The sequence below is a fragment of the Streptomyces sp. NPDC058279 genome (assembly GCF_042881255.1).
Taxonomy (GTDB): Bacteria; Actinomycetota; Actinomycetes; order Streptomycetales; family Streptomycetaceae; genus Streptomyces.
This window is the reverse complement of record NZ_JBHVYA010000001.1, coordinates 101,933-122,146: the sequence shown is the minus strand read 5'-3', so window position 1 is coordinate 122,146 and position 20,214 is coordinate 101,933. Positions and strand designations below refer to the sequence as shown.

Here is a 20,214-nt window from a genome sequence, read left to right as displayed (position 1 = left end):
CAAGGGCGGGGAACGCCCGGGCCCGTCGGCGTGCCGGGACGCGGAGAGCCATGCCCCGCTTCCCCGGACCCGGAACACCGGCGCCCTGGACCCCGTGCGGCGTGTCGCCGTTCCGAAATCGCCCGTCGCGTCCACCCATGACGTCAACGGGCCGAAGTTTCGTTCCGAGTTTGGAGTGCGGTATGGCCGGGGAACCGGACACAGGCGCGAGCATGCTCTCGTACACCCAGGAGAGCCTCTGGCTCTTTCACGAACTGGCCGGCTCCGACGAGCAGGCGTACAACGAATCGGTCGTCTTCGAGGCGGGCGGAGCACTCGACCCGGCCGCGTTGCGCCGTGCCGTACGGGCCGCGATCCTGCGGCACGACGCGCTCCGCACGACGTTCCACGAGACCCCCGACGGACCGCGGGCCCGGGTGCGCCAGGCCGCCGGGGACGCCCTCCCGGACAGCACGACCTTCGTCGACCTGCGCACCCTGCCCGCCGCCGAGGCCCGCCTCCGGGCGGAGGACGTGCTCGCGGAACACCACCGGCGGCCGTTCGACCTGGGCACGGCCCCGCTACTGCGAGCGGTTCTCGTGGCGTTGCCGGGCGACGCCTGGCTGTTCGGCCTGACGGCTCACCACATCGTCATCGACGACTGGAGCATCCACCTGGTCCTCGACGAGATCGCGGAGAACTACCGGACCGTGGTGGCCACGGGGCGGGTCCCGCAGCGGCCCGTCGCCGGCGCCGCGTTCCGCGCCTTCGTCACGGAGAGCCGGGCGGCAGCCGAGGGGGAGGAGCAGACGGCCGCTGTCGAGCGATGGCGCCGGTCGCTGGCCGACGCCCCGGAACTGCTCGAAATGCCACTGGACCGACCGCGGCCCGCGGTACAGACGTTCCGCGGCGACAGCATGACCGTCACCGTGCCCCGTGCGGACGTCGAACCGCTGCTGGAGGAATGCGCCCGCACCTGCCGCAGCACCGCCTTCCCGGTGTTCCTGGCCGCCTACGCGGTGCTGCTCCACCGCTACACGCGGCAGGACGGTTTCGCCGTCGGCACCACAGTGTTGAACCGGCCCCGCGGCGAGGACCTGGAGCAGGTCGGCTGCTACGTCAACACCCTGCCCCTGTACGTGCCGGTGGACCCGGACGAGACGTTCCGCACCGTGCTGACCGACGCCCAGGAGGCCGCTGACCGATTACTGGACGACGGTGACGTCCCGTACCCGAAGGTGGTCGAGGCGCTCGGGATCGAGCGGGCGCGCAACCACAACCCGGTCTTCCAGACCATGCTCACGATGTTCGACGGCCGGCCCTCGATCGACCTCGGCCCGGGACTGACCTCGCAGTACCACCCCGTCCGCCGGACCGCCGCCAAGTTCGACCTGATGCTCTACATCAGCCCGGCCGACGACGCGTACGAGTTCGAGCTCGAGTTCAACACGGACCTGTTCACCCGGGACACCGCGGAGCGGATCCTGCGCAACTACGCGCGACTGCTCACCTCGCTGACCCTCGCCGGCGTCGACGTACCCGTGGGCACCCTGTCGATGACCCGCGACGAGGATCGGAACCTGATCCTCGGGGAGTGGAACGACACACAGCTCGCCTACCGGGGCGGTACCGTCGCCGACGTCGTCGAGGAGCAGGTCCGGCGGAGCCCGGACAGCCTCGCCGTCGAGTTCGAAGGCGAGCGGTACACGTACGACGAACTGAACCGGCGGGCCAACCAGGTGGCGAGCCGCATCCGCACGCTGCTCGGGGCGAGCGGGGCCGGTCCCTTCGTCGGGGTGTTCATGGAGCGCTCCGCGGAGATGGTGATCGCGCTGCTCGCCATCGTCAAGGCGGGGTGTGCGTACGTGCCCATCGATCCCGAATACCCGGCCGCCCGGATCGAGTTCATGATCCAGGACGCCGATCTCCCGCTGATCCTCACCCAGGAGCACCACCGCCCGGCCCTCGGCGGCGCCGCCGCCCGGCTCCTCGTCCTCCCGGACGCGGCTCTGGACCACGAGGACGACACCGATCCCGTCCGCGAGCTGGGCCCCGACTCACCCGTATACATGATCTACACGTCCGGATCCACGGGACAGCCCAAGGGCGTGATCAATCGCCACGACGCGCTCGCCAACCGGCTCCACTGGATGCAGTCCGCCTTCCCGCTCAGCGGCGGCGTCGGCGGGGACCGCGTCCTCCAGAAGACCCCGTACAGCTTCGACGTCTCGGTGTGGGAGTTCTTCTGGCCGCTGATGTACGGCGCCGCCATCGTCGTGGCCCGACCCGGCGGACACCAGGACCCCGATTACCTCAAGGAACTGATCCGGTCCGGCGCCGTCACGACGGTGCACTTCGTCCCCTCCATGCTGAACGTGTTCCTGGAGGCGGATGAACTCGCCGAGCACTGCCGTCCGCTGAAACGGGTCGTCTGCAGCGGCGAGGCGCTGCCCCGCAAGACCATGGAGGTCTTCTTCGCCACGCTCCCCTCCTGCGAGCTGCACAACCTGTACGGCCCGACCGAGGCCGCGATCGACGTCTCGCACTGGCCCTGCAGAGCCGACTACCCGGGACAGCTCGTCCCCATCGGCAAGCCCATCGCCAACGTGCGGCTGTACGTGCTGGACCGGGACCTGAGGCCGCAGCCGGTCGGTGTCCCCGGGGAGCTGTGCATCGGCGGCGTCGCCGTAGCGACCGGATACCACCGACGCGACGAGCTCAACGCCAGGATGTTCGTCACCGATCCGTACGGGACGAGCCCCGGGGCGCGCCTCTACCGGACCGGCGACCTGGCCCGCTTCCTGCCGGACGGCCAGATCCAGTACCTCGGCCGCATCGACAACCAGGTCAAGCTGCGCGGTCTGCGGGTCGAGCCCGACGAGATCGCCGCCGTCCTGCGCGAACTGCCCGTCGTGCAGGACGCGGCCGTCGTCGTGGACGCGTCGGGTCCTGCGCAGGCGCTGGCGGCCTACGTGGTGAGCACCGCGTTCGACCCCGACGACCTGCGCGCCCGGCTGCGGAAGCTGCTGCCCGAGTTCCTCGTCCCGCAGTACCTCATCGAGGTTCCGCGGTTGCCCACCACCCCCAACGGCAAGCTGGACCGGCGCGCCCTGCCCTCCCCGACGGTCCACGCGGCCCCGGCCGCCCGGGCCGGCCGCCCGCCCGCCACGACCGCCGAGCAGGAGGTGGCCCGCGCCTGGCAGGACGTGCTCGCACTCGTGGAGCCGGTCGGCGTGGACAGCAATTTCTTCGCCCTCGGCGGCGACTCGATCATGGCATTGCGCGTCACCTCCCGGCTGCGCGCGGCCGGGTACGCGGTGAACCTGCGCGACATGTTCGCCCACACGACGATCGTGGAGCTGGCCGCGTCGCTGATCCGTGACGACCCGGCGTCGCCCGAACCTGCCGCCACGGCGGCGTTCGACCTCCTGACGGACGAGGACAAGGCGGCGCTCCCCACGGAGGCGGAAGACGCCTGGCCCCTGACGAAGCTCCAGTCGGGCATGATCTACCACTCGCTGCTCGACGAGGACTCGCCGGTCTATCACGACATCTTCGACTACGACCTCGTCGGCGTGGCCGACCCGGCGCAACTGATCCGTGCCGTCCGGGAGACCGTGGCACACCACGCCCAACTGCGGTCCCTGTTCGATCTGGAGCGCTACGGCGAGCCGCTCCAGATCGTGCTCGCCGCGGACTCGGCCGGGGCGGCGCCGTCCTTGGAGGTCGTGGACGTCACCGGGCTGCCCGGCGACGCGCAGGACCGGGTGATCGAGGGGTGGATCGAGGCCGAGAAGCGCCGCCCGCTGGACCTCGGCAGGCCGCCCCTGCGCTTCTGCGCGCACGTGCGTGCTCGCGACCGCGTCAACCTGGCGTTCTCGTTCCACCATCTGATCCTGGACGGATGGAGCGTCGCCCTCGTCATCGAGGAGATCAAGAACCGCTGCGCCGGACTCCCGGCCGGCCGGCCGGCCCACGCGCACGCGGCCGCGGCTCCCGCCCCGGAGCCCGGCTACAGCACCTACGTGGCGCTGGAGCGCGAGAGCGCACGACGCCCGGAGGACCAGGACGCCTGGCGGCGACTGCTCGACGGTTACTCCGCCACGCTGGTGGCGGGTCAGCTGGGTTCCGCTGCGGCGAAGACGATCGAGACCGCGGTACTGGAGCGGGTCGTTCCGGCAGGGCTGGAGGAGCGGCTGCGCATGCGCGCCGCGGCCCTCGGACTCCCGCTCAAGTCGCTCTACCTGGCCGCGCACTGCGTGGCTCTGGCGGATCTCAGCGGCAGGTCACGGGTGGTCACCGGGCTGGTCGGCAACGGTCGTCCGGAGGTTCCCGGCGGCAGCGAGATGGTCGGCCTGTTCCTGAACACCCTGCCGCTGCCCGTCGAGGTGCGCGAGGCGGACGACGCGGGGCTGCCGGCCCTGGTCTTCGAACGTGAGCGGGAACTCGTCCCGCTCCAGCGGTTCCCCCTCGCCGACATCGAGCGGGAGCAGGGGGGAGCACTCTTCGACGTGGTCTTCAACTACACCGACTTCCACACCTACGCGGCGGCCGGCGACACGGCGGCCGTGCGGGACTCGGTGTCGATCGAGAACGCCCGGTACTTCGAGCTCACCAGCTTTCCGATGACCGTCCACGTGCACCGGGACCGCTTCGCCGGTGCGACGCAGCTCGCCGTGTCCCACGACCCCGGGCGGATCAAGACATCCACGGCGGAGCAGTTCCTGGCGGAGTTCCTCGCCGCCCTCGAACGCTACGCGCGCCAGGAGCCGGCCGGCGGCGGCCCGGACGGGACGGAGCAGGCCGTCGCCGGGATCATCGCGAAGGTGGTCGGCCGCGAGACGGTCGGGGCGGAGGAGAACTACCTCGACGCCGGCGTCGACTCGATCTCCTCGATCCGGATCCTCGCGAAGCTGCGCAAGCGGTTCCCGGGGGCCGCTCTGCGCGACGTGGTCGAGGCACGCACCGTACGGGCCCTGGTCCGCAGGCTGGCGGACCTGCCGCCCGAGGACGGGAGCGCGCAGCCGGCGAGCGGCGCCGGGAGGTCTTCGGGCGCGTCGTCCGACGGGCTTCCCCGGGGAGTCGTCGACGCGTATCCGCTCACCGCCACCCAGCTCCGGATGATCCGGGCGACGCAAAGGGACCCCGCACAGTCCGCCTACCACGACGTCTTCGCCTACTCCGTCGCGCTGCCGCTGGACGTGCCATTGCTGCGCGCCGCGCTGCGGCGGATGACCGCGTCCTGCGAGACGCTGCGCGCCGCCGTCGACCTGGATGCATCACCCGTTCCGCGGCAGCTCGTGTACGCCTCGGTCGAGCCGGACCTCACCGTGGTCGACGCCGTGGGCAACGCCGCGGCGGCCGACGAGTGGTTCGAGAAGGAGCGCGGTTCGGGGATGCGCTGGGACCGACCCGGCCTCATACGGTTCGCTGCGCACCGGATCGAGGCGGACCGCTTCGTCCTCTCGCTGAGCTTCCACCACGCGATCATCGACGGCTGGAGCCTCTCCCTGCTCATCCGGGACCTCCTCCTCTCGTACGCCGCGGAGGCAGGCGCCGCCTCCCGGGTCGGCGTCGCCCCCCGCGCCCGGGCCGTCCGATCCGGAAGGAAGGCCGGCTCCTTCCGCGACTACGTCATGGCGGAGGCGGCAGCGCGCGCTTCGGCCGAATCGCGGGAGTTCTGGCGTGACGTCCTCGCGGGCCACCGGGGGGTGCGGTGGCCCCGCTACCGGTCCGACGGCGGCTCCCGGTGGGCCGAGGCGACCGTTGTGCTCCCGCCCGAGCGGGAGGCCCGGTTGCGCGCGGTCGCACGCCGCACCGGACACCCGCTCAAGTACCTGCTGCTGGCCGCCCACCTGCGGGTGCTGGCCTTGGCCACGGGCGAAGCGGACGTGATGACCGGGGTGTTCGCACACGGCCGGCCCGAGACGGACGACACGGAGGAACTCCTCGGGATGTTCCTCAACTTCCAGCCGCACCGGGTCCGGCTCGAGGACCAGACGTGGCCGCAGCTCATCGAGCAGGTGTTCGCGTTCGAGATGCGCGCGCTCGCACACCGACTCTGCGCCGCGTCCGCGACCGGCGACGGCCGGGACGGCTGGCCCCGCTACCCCGCGCTGTTCAACTACACCGACTTCCCCGCGTACGCGGACGCCGCCCACGAGGGCGGGCACCTCACCGGCGTCCGGTGGTTCGAGCACACCGACGCACCGCTACTGGCGACCGTGGGCCGCGACCCGGACCGTTCCACGCTGGAGATCACCCTCAACGCCGACGGCAGGCTGCTCCCCCAGGAGGCGCTGGACGATCTGGCGCGCCTGTACGCGGCCGTCCTGGCACAGATCACCGAGACCCCGGACGGCCGTGTCCGGGATTCCACCGACCGGATCCGCACCTGCGTGGACGGCCTCGGCGCACGCCGGGTCCCGTCCGGCTGAAAGGGAACAAGAACCTCCGTGAACACCTTCCGAAACCCCCAGGGGATCGCGGCGCCGCTCGCCGCCTACTCGCACCAAGCGGAGATCACGGGCCCGGTCAGATGGCTCGTGGTCTCCGGCCAGATCGGCATGGACCCCTCCGGAAAGCTCCCCGAGGACCCGATCGAGCAGCTCGGCATCGCGTTGGAGAACGTCACGGCCAACCTCGAAGCGGCCGGAATGAGCCATGACGACCTGGTCAAGCTGACGTTCTACTTCGCCGGTGAGATCGATCTGCAGCGGCGCCGGCAACGGCTGGGCGAGTGGCTCAAGGACCTGCGTCCCTGCATGACCGTCATGACGGTGGCCGCACTGGCCACGCCCGAACTGCGCGTCGAGGTCGAAGCGCTGGCGTGCACCGAGGACAGCCCGGCGACACAGAGGAGTGAGCAGCAGTGATCGTCCAGACCACCGACGAGGGTGTGCACACGTTCGAGCAGCCCGACGGCTATGTCACGCACTACCGGTTATGGGGCGCCGAGACCGCCGAAGACCTGGTGGTGATGGTGCACGGGGGCATGAGCCACGCAGGCTGGCAGGCGCCGCTCGGCACCCGGCTCGCAGAGCTCGGCGACGGCGTCGCGTTCCTCGCCGTGGACCTGCGCGGCTCGGGGCTCAACGCGGTGCGCGGGCACATCCCGAACGGCGACCTGGCCGTCGCGGACATCGCCCGGCTACTGGGCAGCCTCAAGGAAGCCCGTCCCGGGAGCCGGATCCACCTGGCCGGTTGGTGTTTCGGCGCCCAGGTGGCCACGGTCGTAGCGGCCGGGCAGACCGGCAGCGAGGTGCTCGCGAGCCTGCTCATGGTCTGCCCCGGCTTCTTTTTCAACGACCGTTACTCGGACGTGCTGGACCGCTCGATCGACGCCGCCTTGGAGGTCGTCGAGGAGCTCGGCATCACCGTCGAGGCGACGCGCCCCTTCATCAGGGTGCCGCTGCGTCCGACCGACTTCACCGACCGTGCGGAGTGGCTCGCGGCCATCGAGGACGACAAGTTGAAGCTCTCCCACGTGACGGTCGGCACGATCGACTCCTGGGAAGAGATCGCCGTCAGGTCGGAGACGGACTTCGGACGGATCGGCCGGCTGCCGGTACGGGCGGTATTCGGCAGCCGGGACAAACTGGTCGACAACGACCGCGTGCGCGCCTTCCTCCAAGGCCACCCCGACCTGGAGACGCACGAACTCGACGCCGGCCACGCCGTGCACTTCGAAGAGACGGAGGCGCTCACGCGGCTGCTCGCGGGCTTCGTCGCCGAGCTGAAGCGATGACCGCGGGGGTCGCGCGCTACCGCACGGTGCTGTCCACCCCGGGAGCCTGGGGCTTCTTCGTGCCCGGCATGCTCGCCAGGTTCCCGCTCGGCATGACCGGGATCAGCATCCTGCTCTTCGTCTCCGCGACGCGCCACGACTACGGCACCGCCGGCGCGCTGTCGGCCGTCTCGGCGGTCGGGTACGCGGTGGCCGCGCCACAACTGGCACGAGTGGCCGATCGGGTGGGCCAGCGCAGGGTCCTGCTCTCCTGCGCGGCGCTGTGCGCGGTCGGCGGCGGCGCGTTCGTCGCGAGCGCGCTGAGCGACGCGACGCCGCTGTGGGTCCTGTTCGTCACGGCCGCGTCGACGGGAGCGGCGACCCCTGCGATCGGCTCGATGGTGCGGGCGCGCTGGAGCGGTCTGCTGGACGGCTCGTCCCTGAAGGGGACCGCCTTCGCGCTGGAATCACTGGTCGACGAGGCGATCTTCATCATCGGCCCGGTCCTCGCCACCTCCCTCGCCGTCGGAGTGAGCCCGGCCGCGGGCATCATCAGCGCGCTGTTCCTGGTGTGCGGCGGCAGTGTCCTGCTCTCGCTCAGCGGGCGGACGGAGCCGCGGCGCAAGTCCGGCGACAAGGCCCGGGGAAGCGCGCTGTTCCTCGGGCCGGTCGCCGTCGTGGCGGCACTGAACCTCTGCTTCGGCGGCATGTGGGGCTCGATCGACATGGCCACCGTGGCCTTCTCCGGCACCGGGCGGCAGCGCTTCATGGCAGGGGTCCTGCTGGGGGTCTACGCGGTCGGGAGCTCCGTGGCGGGAGTCGTCTACGGGGCGCGCGAGTGGTCGGTCCCCCTGCCGCGGATCCTCTGGGCCTCGACCCTGATCATGGCGGTCGGGATCCTGCCGATGCTGGTGGTCCACACCTTCGCCGGGGCCGCTCTCGTACTCCTGTTGGCCGGAGCGAGCTCCTGCCCGGCCATGATCGTCGCCATGATGCTGGTCGTGGACGGGGTGCCCGCCTCCCGTCGCACCGAGGCGCTGGCCTGGCAGTCCACGGCCCTCTGGCTGGGGGTGTCCGTCGGCTCCTCGGTGAGCGGCCACCTCGCGGACTCCCGCGGTGCGCAGGCCGCCTACGCCTTCGCGGCCCTCTGCGGCGGCGTCGGCTTCGTGATCGCACTGGCCGGGCGCCGCCGGTTGCGACCGGCACCGCCCGAATCCGCGGACGGTCCGAAAAGTGACGACCGTACGGTCCTTCCCACCGAGTCAGGTACCCGATGACCTCCATCAGCACCACCCGTTCCCCGGTTGCCGCCGCCGCCCGAACGCGGGTGGCCGACCGGATCGAAGCGACGGCCGGACACACGGACGCCGCGGTCCGCGGGCGCGTCGCTCTGCGGACCGCCGATGCGGCCGTCACCTACGCCGAGCTGTGGGAGCGCGTGCAGAAGGCGGCCGTCGAACTGTCGGCGCTCGGAGTCGGCGCCGGTGACATCGTCGGCCTGCGGCTGCCCTCGGGCCCCGGCGCCGTCGTCGCCATGCTGGCGAGTTGGCAGGTCGGCGCCACCTTCCTGCCCATGGATGCCACGGCCCCCGACGAGTACCGCGACCGGCTGCTGAGTCGTTCCGGAGCTCGTGCGGTCATCGAGGTCGCAGGTCCGCGAGCGCTCGGGGCCGCGGGCGCCTCCACCGGTCCGGTCACCGGCTGCCGGGAGGAACGGGGGGCCTACGCCATCTACACCTCGGGTTCGACCGGCACCCCCAAGGGAGTGCTCGTCGGCCATGAGGCCCTCGCCGACCACGCCACCGCCATCGGCGACCTCCTCGATCTGCGGCCCACCGACACCGTGCTCCAGTTCGCCGGCCTCGGCTTCGACGTCGCCCAGGAAGAGATCTGGCCGACGCTCGCCGCCGGTGGAACGGTGGCCTTCCTGGACTCCGGGGACCGGGCCCTGAGTCCGGCGGAGCTCGCGCACCAGACCCGTGGACTGGGCGTGTCGGTGCTCCAGCTCCCCACCGCGTACTGGCGCCTGGTCTGCGCGCAGATGCAGGGCGCGGAGGACTCCGGGCTCTCCTTCGCCGGTGTGCGCACCGTCGTGATCGGCGGAGAGGGGGCGGGCACGAAGGACGTCCACGTGCACCGGAGCGGACCGCTGGGCCACTGCGTGCTGGTCAACGGCTACGGGCCGACCGAGACGGTGGTGACCTGCACGGCCTTCGTCCTGCGGGCGGACGAGCCGGTCCCGGCCACGACCGGCCTGTCCATCGGCGGCCCGGTGGGGGAGCGGCGGCTCTACGTCCTCGACGCCGATCAACGCCCGGTCGCCCCCGGGAGCCCGGGTGAGCTCTGGGTCGGCGGAAGCCCGCTCGCCGACGGATACCTCGACGATCCGGTGCGCACAGCCGAGCGTTTCCGACCCGACCCGTTCAGTCCGGTGGCAGGCGCGCGGATGTACCGCACCGGCGACCTCGTACTGCGCCACCGGGACGGCACGGTGGAGTTCCTCGGCCGGCTCGACAATCAGGTCAAGGTCCGCGGCTACCGGATCGAACTGGACGAGGTGGACCGGCATCTGACCGGCACACGGGGCGTCACCGCCGCCGCGGCGGTGACCGTCGACGACGGGACCGGGACCGGCGGACGCACCCTGGCCGCCGCGGTGTCGGTGATCGCAGGCGGTCCGACGGCCGAGCAGATCCGCGAGGATCTGCGCGGCCGCCTGCCCCTTCACCTGGTCCCCGGTCTGATACGCGTCTGCGACGTGCTCCCGCTCACCACCTCCGGCAAGATCGACCGCCGTGCGGTCGCCGCCGTGCTCGCGGAGCAGCGCGCGGACACCGCGCCGGAAGCCGCCGAGCCCCGGGCGGACGGACTCCGACCCGGGACCGACACCGAGGCGGCGTGCGGGTCCGCGGAACTCATGCTGCTCGTCGAACTGGTGCGTACCCTGCTCCGCGCGCCCGACTTCGGTCCCGACGACGACTTCCTGGCCCGCGGCGGTGACTCGCTCGTCGCCCTCCGGGTGAGCGGGGCGATGCGCGAACGCGGCTGGCGCCTGCGCCCGTCGGACCTCCTGACGGCGGCCGACGCGCGGGCCGCGGCCGCCCGCGTCGTGCCGTGCTGAAAGCGCGTGCGGTGCCCAAGGGGAGGGCGGTGCCGAAGGAGCGAACGGCGGACCGGAACAGCGGAGCAGTTGGACAGTACGACAGTCGATACGCCGAGGGAGAGGTTTCATGACAGCCATATCCGTCCGCGAGCAGTTGGCGACGTGGATCGAGAGCGAGGAGTTCTCCTGCCTGGGGGCCAAGGCGGCACTGCGCCGCGAGAGCCTGCGCCACGTCCAGGTGGGCGTCATGGGCACCGGGAGCGCGACGGCCGCGCTCCACGGCGCCCTCACCGAGTTCGTCTCGCGCGACCTCGACCCCGGCCAGAACTTCGCGACGATCGTCGCCGTCTTCGAGGGACCACGACGGCTCCCGGAGCCCGACTTCCACGCACTGCTGTGGCGGCAACTCGCCGACCTGCACGCCTTCGACGCGGACCGCGGCTACACCTGGGCGGAGGGCGCGGACCCGGATCCGGACTCCCCGAAGTTCGGCTTCAGTGTGGCCGGGCACCCGTTCTTCATCGTCGGCCTGCACGAGAACGCGTCTAGGATCACCAGGCGCTTCCCGTTCCCCGCGCTGGCGTTCAACTCGCACCACCAGTTCCGTCGGCTGGTGGAGAACGGCGTCTACGAAGGTCTCCAGCGCCGCATCCGTGAGCGCGAACTGCGCCTGCAGGATTCGATCAACCCGAACCTCGCCGAATTCGGCGAGTCGTCCGAGGTACGTCAGTATTCGGGGATGCGGACGGATGCGGACTGGCGTTGCCCCTTCGTCCCCCGGGGCGGTTCATCCGGGGGGCCCGTGCCGGGTACACGAAGGCCCGACGCGTGAACGGCGCGCACGGCTCCATCCTCAGCGTCAACATCGGACGGGCTCGCGCGGTGCCCTACACGGACGCCCCGGGCGGCGTGACGGGAATCGACAAGCGCCCGGTGGAGGGGCCGGTCCGGGTGGCCCCGGCAGGGCCGCCCGGCCTGGCGGGCAGCGGCGTCAGTGGTGACGCGGTGTGCGACCGGCGCTTCCACGGCGGCGACGACCGCGCCGTGTACGCCTTCGCCCGGGAAGACCTGGACGGCTGGCAACGGGAGCTGAACCGCGTACTGGCCAACGGTTCGTTCGGTGAGAACCTGACCGTCGTCGGCATGGACCTGCGCCACGCGCTGATCGGCGAACAGTGGCGGATCGGCCCCGAGGCCGTCGTCGAGGTGACCGGCGGCCGGATTCCCTGCCGCACCTTCGCCGGCCGGCTCGGCGAGAAGGGGTGGGTGCGCCGCTTCACCCGGGCCGCGTCCCCCGGCGCGATGCTCCGCGTCATCACGGCGGGTGACATCAGTGCGGGTGACGGGATCACCGTCGTGCGCCGCCCGGACCACGATGTGACCGTGTCCCGCCTGTTCCGCGCGGTGACCACCGAACGGGCGCTGCTGCCCGACGTGCTCGTGGCCGCCCCGTGGATGGAGCGCGAACAACTGGAGATCGCCCAGCGGTACACGGTCAAATACGCCGCGCGCACCGAGCGGTAGCGCGCCGCCCGGTCGCGGGGTCTGTTCCTGTCGAGGCACGAGGGCGGTGGACGCCGGCGTGACGGTGGATGCCCGTGTTCCTGCGTTCGTGCGTTCCTGCGTTCCTGTGTCCGCGGGTCAGCACCACTTGTCGGCGAGATGGGGGACGACTTTCCGGCAGTAGCGGCAGGTGGATCCGCTGTCCAGCTCCTCGGTCGCGCCGGCGCAGGTGGGGCAGTTGCCGCGTTCGCGGACCGGGCCCCGTTCGGACGCGCAGGCGGGGCAGAGGTGTGCGAGGACATCGGGCGCGGCCGGGTAGCCCGGCAGGACCCCGGCCGCCGGCCGCAGGACCCACCCGGCTTCCGCGATCACGTCCTCGAACCGGCTGTTCTCCGGCTCCTCGGCCTCCAGGTACAGGGCGAGGCAGCTCTCACGGTCGCAGGTGACGGCGTTGCGGATCATCTGGTCTCCCGTTGCTCGGCGTGGCTGATCTGGTCCAGGCGGGTGCCCGGGGCGCCGGTGTTCCATGCGCTCGGGGAGCCGGGAGTGTCGGGCGCCGGTCCGTTGGTGCTCCCGGAGCGGTCGTTGTCCTCGAACAGTTCCCGGGTGCGGCGCAGCAGGGCTTCCCGTACGGGGTCCGGTGACAGGACCCGCAGGGGTGTGGCGAGGCTGAGGAGGTACGTGGCGAGCCCGTCCGCTGTGGGGCCGCCGATCTCGACGATCGTGGCGTCGGGGCCTTCCGGGCGATGAGTACCGACCGTCGGCGGGATCAGCCGAAGCGCCTTCTCCAAGGGCAGCGGGAGGCGGATCGTCACGTAGAGCGGGTAGGCGCCGGTCGCGATGGAGCGGGAGACGAGCAGAGCCGGGTCGGGTGGGTCGCCGAGTTCCACCGGGCGCCCGGTCGGCCGTATCCGGCCCACCCTGTCGGCCCGGAAGGTACGCCATTCGTCCCGCGTCACGTCCCGGGCGACGAAGTACCAACGGCGTCCCGTGTGGACCAGGCGGTACGGGTCGACGTCCCGGACCGTGGCCTGTCCTTCCCGATCGCGGTACGACAGGCGGCTGCGCTCGCCCCGGCGGCAGGCGGAGGCCAATTCCAGCAGCATGCCGGGCGTGATCTGCGGTTCGTCGGACCTCGTGGTGTGCACCAGGGCGGCGTCCATCTCGCCCAGCCGGTCCGCGATCCGGCGTGGTAGGACCTGACGCAGTTTCAACAGAGCGGAGAGCGCGGCTTGGTCGCCACCCAGCACGCCGCTGAGTGCCGCCTCGCGCAGCCCGACCGCCACGGCGAGTGCCTCTTCGTCATCGAGGACCAACGGTGGCACCCGGGCGCCGGGCCGCAGGCGGTAGCCGCCCCACGGCCCGGGGTCGGACTCGACGCCATAGCCGAGTTCTCGAAGCCGTGCGACGTCACGCCGCACCGTGCGCTCGGTGACCGCCATCTTGTCGGCCAGCTCGCCGCAGGTCCACGACGGTCGCGCGGACAGCAGAGAGACCAGTCGCAGCAGGCGGGCGGATGTGCTGATCACCTTCGTAGTCTCCCGCAATCTCCCGCATGACCAGGACCGAATCTGTCCTGGTCCCGTCGTAGCGTCTCTCCCATGAGCACTGAAAACACGTCCGCACCCGCGATCCGCTTTGCGGCCGTCACCTTCGACTGCCCGGACCCCGCCGAACTGGCCCGTTTCTACGGCGACGCCCTCGGCCTGCCCGTGGCCTACTCCACTGACGACTTCGTCCTGCTCGGCCAGGAAGGCTCGGCGGGGCTGGGGTTCAACCGGCTGGTCGACTACCGACGTCCCACCTGGCCGGACCCTTCCCAGGAGAAGCAGGCGCACATCGAACTGGGCGTCGACGACCTGGATATCGCCCAGGCCCGGCTGCTCGCCCTCGGGGCGGTCGAGCCCGCCGACCAGCCGGAACCCGACCGGTGGCGGGTCCTGCTGGACCCCGCAGGCCACCCGTTCTGCATCACCACCCTGGTGTGAGCCTGATCGGCCGACTGACGATCACGACAGTGCGAGCAGGCCGGGGCGAGGACCCCGGCCTGTCCTGCTGAGGGTGGCGGCAAGCCTGCGCGAATACCCCCGTCCACGCGCGGCGCCTCGGATGTGCCGAGCCGTCTATGCTGAACCGCAGCAGGACACGGGGGAAGGGGCGGTTGGTGGACTGGTTCTGGTGGATTCTCATCATCTTCTGGACGGGCGGCTTCGCGTGGGCAGCCGACAACGTCCGCACCGCTCTGCGTAATCGGCATGAGCGGAAGCTGCAGTTGCTGGAGGCGGCGAAGCAGGAACGTTTGGCCGTTGAAGCGGCGCACAAGTCGCCGGAACCGGTGTGCGGGTGCACGCACCATCTCGCCAAACACGACAAGCGGGGCGGGTGTCACGAACGCGTCGAGGTGCCGACGGCCTGGGACGTGAACAAGAAGCCGCTGCGTTATGAGGCCGGCCAGTGCAACTGCCAACAATACGTGGGACCGCAGCCTCTTTCGCAGGTGTTCGCGGAGGAGCTGACCGACCGCGCCTGACCGACAGGGGGCCTTCCGGCGGACGGTGTCCTGTTCTTCGGCGTGCGGCTCCTCAGATGCGCTCTGCGGTCAGCCGCTTCCCATCTGCGCCGAGGATCAGAACGTTCCTGGCGGTGCCGTCCCGGCCGTGATCGCCGTCCCACCACTCGACGAAACTGTCGGGCGAGCGATTCAGGTCCGGCCTTCCCGGGCCCTGCCGGGTAGTCGGTGCTCAACTCGACGTCATAGTCGTGTTCGGTCAGTTGGACTGTGACCAGCGTGCGGGGGTGATCGACGTGTCCGGCCTCGCCTTTGGCGCGAGCCCACGCACGGAACCGCTCCAGCATCTGCGCATCCGGGGTCCGCTTGGTCACCGGGCCGGTCGGCAACTGTTCAGGGGCGTTGGCGACGCCGTGGAGGCAGCCCCGCACCCAGGAGCCACGATCCGTCTCGGCGGCGTTGCCGGCCTCCAGGGCCCGACGCGTACAGCCACCCCATACGGTCTCCCGCACGGCCGCCCCTTTGCCCGAGGAGTCGTAGACGGCCTTGCCCGCCGTGTATCCGGAACGGTAGGCCGCAACATAGTCGGGTACGGCAGACGAGTGGGGCTCGGGTGCGGAGCCGTCGAAGGCTTGCCGCCGCCGCAACCGACGAGGCCCACCAACGCGGCGACAGCCATCCCGAGTACGCGGCCTGAGCGATGATCCGTGACGCCCCCCGGGTGCCGACTGTTACCCGATGAGACGGCATCCGGGGCCCGTTGGTCACACCGGTCGAACATGGCTTCGCCGGTCTCGCAGGCGCGGGAAGTCCTAGCGCAGGGCGGCGCCGACGATCCCTTCAAGGGCTTCGCGCGGCACCTCGCCCCCGCCCACGAGCCGGTCGAAGACCAGCCCGTCGAGGCAGGTGAGCAGGGTGTGCGTGCGGCTCGCGACGTCTGTCACATCACGCCCGGCGAGGAACCGTCGAACGGCCTCGCGGCCGGCGTTCTCGCGGGGCACGAGGATCTCGCGCAGCTGCGGGTCGCGCACGCTCTCGATGGCGCAGGCGCAGGCGCAGGCGTAGGGGGCGGGGGAGCGGCGGCGGCCCGCGCCTGTGAGCCGCTGTCGGGCGAGCAGCGCCATGCCGTCCACCAGGTCCTCGGTCGTGCGAAGGGGCGGGAGCCGCGTAGGCGAGAAGGGTGCGCCGATCCGTAGCCATGGGCCCGCGTACGCGATCGGACGGATCGCGCTGCTCGGCGACGCGGCGCACGCGATCACCCCGAACCTCGGGCAGGGCGCCTGCCGGGCACTGGGGAACGCGGTCACCCTGGCCGCCGCACTCGCGACCGAGCCCAGCGTCGAAGCCGCGCCCGCCCGGTACGACGCCGTGCCCCGGCCCCGGCGCATCATCCAGCCGGCATTTCGCTCGGCCGGCCCACGATCCGGCAGACCGGTCTCAGGGCCGGCTGCCCAGCGCCGCTCCGACGGCAGACGGACACAACGCCCCCGGCGGCCGGATCCGAACGGCGGTGCCGACGCACCCCTGGGTAGGGTGGCCCGACACCACATCGTGAACAGGAAAGAGGAGCAGACGTGAGTGAGTCGGCGGCCATCGCCCTGCAGCAGGAGATCGCCCGGGAACTCCAGGTCGCCGAGATTTTCGAGGCCGAGCGGGAGATCGAACGCCGGGTGACCTTCCTCGCCGAGCAACTGACCTCCACCGGTCTGCGCTCGCTCGTGCTCGGCATCAGCGGCGGCGTCGACTCCACCGCCACCGGCCGGCTGTGTCAGCTCGCCGTCGAGAGAACCCGGACCGCCGGGCACGAGGCGCGGTTCTACGCGATGCGGCTGCCCTACGGCGTCCAGGCCGACGAGCACGACGCCCAGCTCGCGCTCTCCTTCATCCGGGCCGACCACGTGCTGACCGTGGACATCAAGCCCGCCAGCGACGCCGCGCTAGAGGCCGCGCTCGCTGCCGGTGCGGGCTTCCGCGATGCCCGCCACCAGGACTTCGTGCACGGCAACATCAAGGCCCGCCAGCGCATGATCGCCCAATACGCGTTGGCCGGCGCGCACGACGGCCTGGTCGTCGGCACCGACCACGCCGCCGAGGCGGTCTCCGGCTTCTTCACCAAGTTCGGTGACGGCGCCGCCGACCTGGTCCCGCTGACCGGCCTGACCAAGCGCCGGGTGCGCGCCGTCGCGGACGCCCTGGGTGCGCCTGCCGAGCTGGTATGGAAGACACCGACGGCGGATCTGGAGACCCTCGACCCGGGCAAGGCCGACGAGGACGCGCTCGGGGTCACCTACGACGACATCGACGACTTCCTGGAAGGCAAGCCGGTCGACGAGCGGGCCTTCGAAACGATCGTCCGCCGCTACCGCCTCACGGACCACAAGCGTCGGCTGCCGGTGGCTCCCTAGTGCGGTGAACGGCAAGGTCCACGGGACGCGCCGCCCGGCACGGCACCTCCCTCCCTGCGTTGTCGGACCGCGCAAGTGGCTGCGGGAGGTAGCGCCGCGCAGCTTCCCGTAACACGCCTCCTTGGAGCTGCGCCGCGCCGGCGGACCCACCGACGCGCGCCTTGCTGTCTGCGGCGAGCAGCCGACTGAACGGGTTGCGGCTGCGCCGGGTCAGGCGATTCCACACCCCACAGCATGGGAGCCGAGCCATGGCGAATGACGAGGCGTACCGCCGAGAGCTGGACTATCTCAGTCAGTACGCACACGACGACTGGCTCGGTTTCTCGGTCGTCAGCGGAGCCGTGGGGAGTTTGCTCGGGCGTGGCGCCACATTCCAGGAGCAGCTGGGATTGCTCATGCGGATGGTCGCCGATCTGTACGACGCCGGGGCGAGACCGGGAGACCTGACGGAGTCGGAACAGGATCCCTTCCGGCCATGGAATTCGGACAAGGCCGGGGCTTTGGCGCGAATCGCGGCAGGCGTCGACGCGCATTCCCGGTTGCCCGACTCCGCTGACATTTGCTGGTTCACGGTGCCGTGACGCTGTCGAGGGAGACTGCCCGCGGCACTTGCTCTTCATGTGCGACGGCCCTGCCGCGCACTCAGAGCGTCTCGCTCAGCGAGTCCGCGAGTCGCCGCCGTGCCGTGCGCGTGGCCGGCAGGGTCGCCGCCGCCACCGCACCCAGCACCGCTGCGACGATCACGGTCAGCAGCACCGACAGCGACGGCAGGTGGGCGATTCCGGCGCCGATCCCGCTCGATGCGCCTTGCGCGTCCACGAGCCGGCTGCCCACCACCGCGCCCAGCACCGTTCCGGACACGGCGGAGACCAGCGCGGTCAGTCCGGCGGCCGCCACGATCATCGAGCCGATCTGCCGGGGCGTCAGCCCCATCGCCTTGAGCGCGAGCAGGTCCCGGCCCCGGTCGCGCACCGCCGCACTGATCAGCGTCAGCAGTTCGAGCAGGCCGATCAGCGCCAGTACCGCGATCAGGGCGGCGATCACCGCCCGTGCCGGTTGCAGCCGGTCGGCCGGGTTGGGCGTCTCCCGGATCTCCAGCGTGCCCCCGGCTGCCGCGGCGAGCGCGGTCCTCACCGCCCGAGGATCCGCACCCTTGCGCAGCACCAGGGAGTGGAACTGCGGCCGTAGCCGCGGATCACGCTCGCGCAGCGCGTCGAGGGTGGTGGTGATGACGCGGCCGCCGGAATCGGGCTCGATGGTGCGGCCGACGAGATGCAGTATCTGCGGCCGTCCCTCGACGGTCATGCGCACCCAGTCGCCGACCCGTACACCGAGCAGGTCCAGCAGTCCCTGCCCGGCCACCGCCTCGTCCGGGCCGCCGACCGCCCGCCCTTCCACCACGGCCGACGGGTACGGGTGTGCCGTCGTCCCCAGCCCGCGGAGCGTGATGGTGCCGGTCTGTCCCGGGACCAAGGCCGCCATCTCCGCACCGGGATGGACGGCGGCGATGTCGGGGACCGCCGCCAGGGTCTTCTCCAGCTCCGCGTCCGACGGCCCTGGGGACCCTTCGGCCCGTACGGTCAGGGCCGCGGGCAGCCCCATCAGCGCGGGCCGGCTGCGGAACTGGTCAAGTGTCGACCACGCGACGAGCGCGACCGTGATCAGCAGGAGCGGCAGGGCCAGCCGGCCCACGGATGCCAGTGTCCGGCCGCGTCGGGGGAACGCGGCGCGCCATCCGAGCACCAGTGCGGCAGGCACCCGAATCCCCAGCGCCCGCCTGCCCAGTGCGGTCATCGGCGCGGCGGTCGGCAACGCCGCGCGGGCCGTGGGCACCGGTGGCACCCGCCCGGCGCGCCAGGCCGAGATGCCCGTGGCGGCCGCGATCAGCAGCACCGCGCCACAGGGGACGCCGACCATCAGTGCCGTGTGGCCGGGCAGGTCCTGCCAGGCCGCCGCCGCTTCCCCGACGCGCCCCGGTATCCGGGCGCCGAGCAGGGCGATCGCCGTCGTGCCGAGGGCCACCCCGAGCAGCGCGAAGGCCAGATGCTGTACGAGGAAGCCGCGGGCCACCTGGCCCGGAGTGAAGCCGACGGCCTTGAGGATGGCTATGTCACGGAGCTGGCCCCGAACGCGGGCGCCGATCGCGCCGGAAGCGGCGAGTGCCGCCGCGAGCAGCGCACCGAGACCGAACACGGCGAACATCTGCCCGAGGAGTCGGTCGTCACCGCCTGCCTCGGCCCGGGCCTGCTGCCACTTCGTCACCTGGGCCACCCGGTCGGCGCCCAGGACGGTCACGGCGCGCTGGACCATGAAGTCGGTGTCCGCCGGATCCTTCAGGCGCAGCCCCACGCTCGTCCCGGTGCCCGTGGGGGCGATCGTGTCGAGGGTGGCGGAGAGCACCCAGCCGATGCCCGGTGCGCCGCCGGGCTGGTACCGGGGCTCGGCCGCCTCGGCGATGCCAGCCACCCACAGTTCGTGCGGGGCGCCGTCCGGTCCGGTGACGCGCACCGTCTCGCCCGGCTCCGCCCACAAGGCCCGCGCGACGGAACTCTCCAATACGACGGCCCCGGCCTTGGCCCCAACCCCGGCCCCGGTCCCGCCGTCCCCCGCGGTGAGCCAACTGCCGGCGGTGAGGAGCGGTCGCCCGGTCTCGGGGGGCCGCGCCGAGGTCGCCCGTAGCGTGACCCCGGCCCGCGCGCCGCGCGACTCGACCGTCGTCGCCGCTGTGCGGTAGGGGCCGGAGAGGGCCGCGACCCCGTCCAGGCGGCCCAGGGCATCCACGTCGGCCGCACCGGCACGGGTGTCCAGCCAGATGTGCGCGCCCTGGGATCGATTGAAGATTCGTTGCCACGGGTTCGCGGCATAGCTGAACATCGCGCCGGCGAGCAGGAGCGAGGCGATGATCCCGGCGCTGGCCAGGACGACGAAGAGGGCCTCCCCGCGGTGCGCGCGGAAGCCGGCGTGCGCCCAGCGCAGAGTGGCTCGCACC

General features: G+C 71.8%; 16 protein-coding genes. 12 read left to right on the top strand and 4 right to left on the bottom strand.

The window, feature by feature from the left end:
* The first annotated feature begins 182 nt into the window (after positions 1-182).
* The 7 genes from ACFVXJ_RS00620 to ACFVXJ_RS00590 all read left to right on the top strand — a co-directional run bounded on the left by ACFVXJ_RS00620 (position 183) and on the right by ACFVXJ_RS00590 (position 12,332).
* The gene (locus ACFVXJ_RS00620; RefSeq protein WP_389656342.1) at positions 183-6,416 is read left to right on the top strand and encodes an amino acid adenylation domain-containing protein; all 6,234 of its coding nucleotides are present in this window, start codon (positions 183-185) and stop codon (positions 6,414-6,416) included.
* 18 nt (positions 6,417-6,434) lie between these two features.
* The gene (locus tag ACFVXJ_RS00615) at positions 6,435-6,854 is read left to right on the top strand and encodes a RidA family protein (protein ID WP_389656339.1); all 420 of its coding nucleotides are present in this window, start codon (positions 6,435-6,437) and stop codon (positions 6,852-6,854) included.
* Positions 6,851-7,726, top strand: coding sequence for an alpha/beta hydrolase (locus ACFVXJ_RS00610; RefSeq protein ID WP_389656336.1), 876 nt, complete (start codon positions 6,851-6,853; stop codon positions 7,724-7,726). Before ACFVXJ_RS00615 ends, ACFVXJ_RS00610 begins: the two co-directional genes overlap by 4 nt.
* A complete protein-coding gene (locus ACFVXJ_RS00605) occupies positions 7,723-8,982 on the top strand; it encodes an MFS transporter (RefSeq protein WP_389656333.1) in 1,260 nt (419 codons plus the stop codon). The genes ACFVXJ_RS00610 and ACFVXJ_RS00605 overlap by 4 nt, the downstream gene beginning before the upstream one ends.
* The gene (locus ACFVXJ_RS00600; RefSeq protein ID WP_389656330.1) at positions 8,979-10,826 is read left to right on the top strand and encodes a non-ribosomal peptide synthetase; all 1,848 of its coding nucleotides are present in this window, start codon (positions 8,979-8,981) and stop codon (positions 10,824-10,826) included. The genes ACFVXJ_RS00605 and ACFVXJ_RS00600 overlap by 4 nt, the downstream gene beginning before the upstream one ends.
* A 109-nt stretch (positions 10,827-10,935) precedes the next feature.
* Positions 10,936-11,640, top strand: a complete 705-nt coding sequence (gene gntA / locus ACFVXJ_RS00595; protein ID WP_389656327.1) for a guanitoxin biosynthesis heme-dependent pre-guanitoxin N-hydroxylase GntA — start codon at positions 10,936-10,938, stop codon at positions 11,638-11,640.
* A complete protein-coding gene (locus tag ACFVXJ_RS00590) occupies positions 11,637-12,332 on the top strand; it encodes an MOSC domain-containing protein (protein ID WP_389656324.1) in 696 nt (231 codons plus the stop codon). The genes gntA and ACFVXJ_RS00590 overlap by 4 nt, the downstream gene beginning before the upstream one ends.
* A gap of 117 nt (positions 12,333-12,449) precedes the next feature.
* Here ACFVXJ_RS00590 and ACFVXJ_RS00585 read toward each other — a convergent pair whose 3' ends face one another.
* Positions 12,450-12,773 carry a hypothetical protein gene (locus ACFVXJ_RS00585; protein ID WP_389656321.1) on the bottom strand — a complete coding sequence of 108 codons (324 nt, stop codon included), beginning with the start codon at positions 12,771-12,773 and terminating at the stop codon, positions 12,450-12,452.
* Entirely contained in the window at positions 12,770-13,840 is a 1,071-nt protein-coding gene (locus ACFVXJ_RS00580) for a helix-turn-helix transcriptional regulator (RefSeq protein WP_389656318.1), read from the bottom strand. The genes ACFVXJ_RS00585 and ACFVXJ_RS00580 overlap by 4 nt, the downstream gene beginning before the upstream one ends.
* Before the next feature lie 72 nt (positions 13,841-13,912).
* Here ACFVXJ_RS00580 and ACFVXJ_RS00575 point away from each other — a divergent pair, with 72 nt between their 5' ends.
* Both ACFVXJ_RS00575 and ACFVXJ_RS00570 read left to right on the top strand, forming a co-directional pair.
* Entirely contained in the window at positions 13,913-14,299 is a 387-nt protein-coding gene (locus tag ACFVXJ_RS00575; protein ID WP_389656315.1) for a VOC family protein, read from the top strand.
* 176 nt (positions 14,300-14,475) lie between these two features.
* Positions 14,476-14,841: a hypothetical protein gene (locus tag ACFVXJ_RS00570; protein WP_389656312.1), complete on the top strand. Its 366-nt coding sequence runs from the start codon at positions 14,476-14,478 to the stop codon at positions 14,839-14,841.
* A gap of 791 nt (positions 14,842-15,632) precedes the next feature.
* Here the strand turns inward: ACFVXJ_RS00570 and ACFVXJ_RS00565 are convergent.
* Entirely contained in the window at positions 15,633-16,037 is a 405-nt protein-coding gene (locus ACFVXJ_RS00565; RefSeq protein ID WP_389658535.1) for a hypothetical protein, read from the bottom strand.
* Between ACFVXJ_RS00565 and ACFVXJ_RS00560 the strand changes: the two genes are divergently transcribed.
* From ACFVXJ_RS00560 to ACFVXJ_RS00550, 3 genes are all read left to right on the top strand, one after another.
* Positions 15,943-16,398 carry an FAD-dependent monooxygenase gene (locus ACFVXJ_RS00560; protein ID WP_389656309.1) on the top strand — a complete coding sequence of 152 codons (456 nt, stop codon included), beginning with the start codon at positions 15,943-15,945 and terminating at the stop codon, positions 16,396-16,398. The genes ACFVXJ_RS00565 and ACFVXJ_RS00560 overlap by 95 nt on opposite strands.
* Complete coding sequence (gene nadE, locus ACFVXJ_RS00555) at positions 16,395-17,225, top strand: ammonia-dependent NAD(+) synthetase (RefSeq protein WP_389656306.1); 831 nt, start codon at positions 16,395-16,397, stop codon at positions 17,223-17,225. Before ACFVXJ_RS00560 ends, nadE begins: the two co-directional genes overlap by 4 nt.
* Before the next feature lie 248 nt (positions 17,226-17,473).
* Entirely contained in the window at positions 17,474-17,806 is a 333-nt protein-coding gene (locus tag ACFVXJ_RS00550; protein WP_389656303.1) for a hypothetical protein, read from the top strand.
* Positions 17,807-17,867: 61 nt separating this feature from the next.
* On the opposite strand, the gene ACFVXJ_RS00545 is transcribed toward ACFVXJ_RS00550, so the two are convergent.
* On the bottom strand, positions 17,868-20,213 hold the full coding sequence (locus ACFVXJ_RS00545; protein WP_389656300.1) for an FtsX-like permease family protein: 2,346 nt from the start codon (positions 20,211-20,213) through the stop codon (positions 17,868-17,870).
* Between the last annotated feature and the right edge of the window lies 1 nt (position 20,214).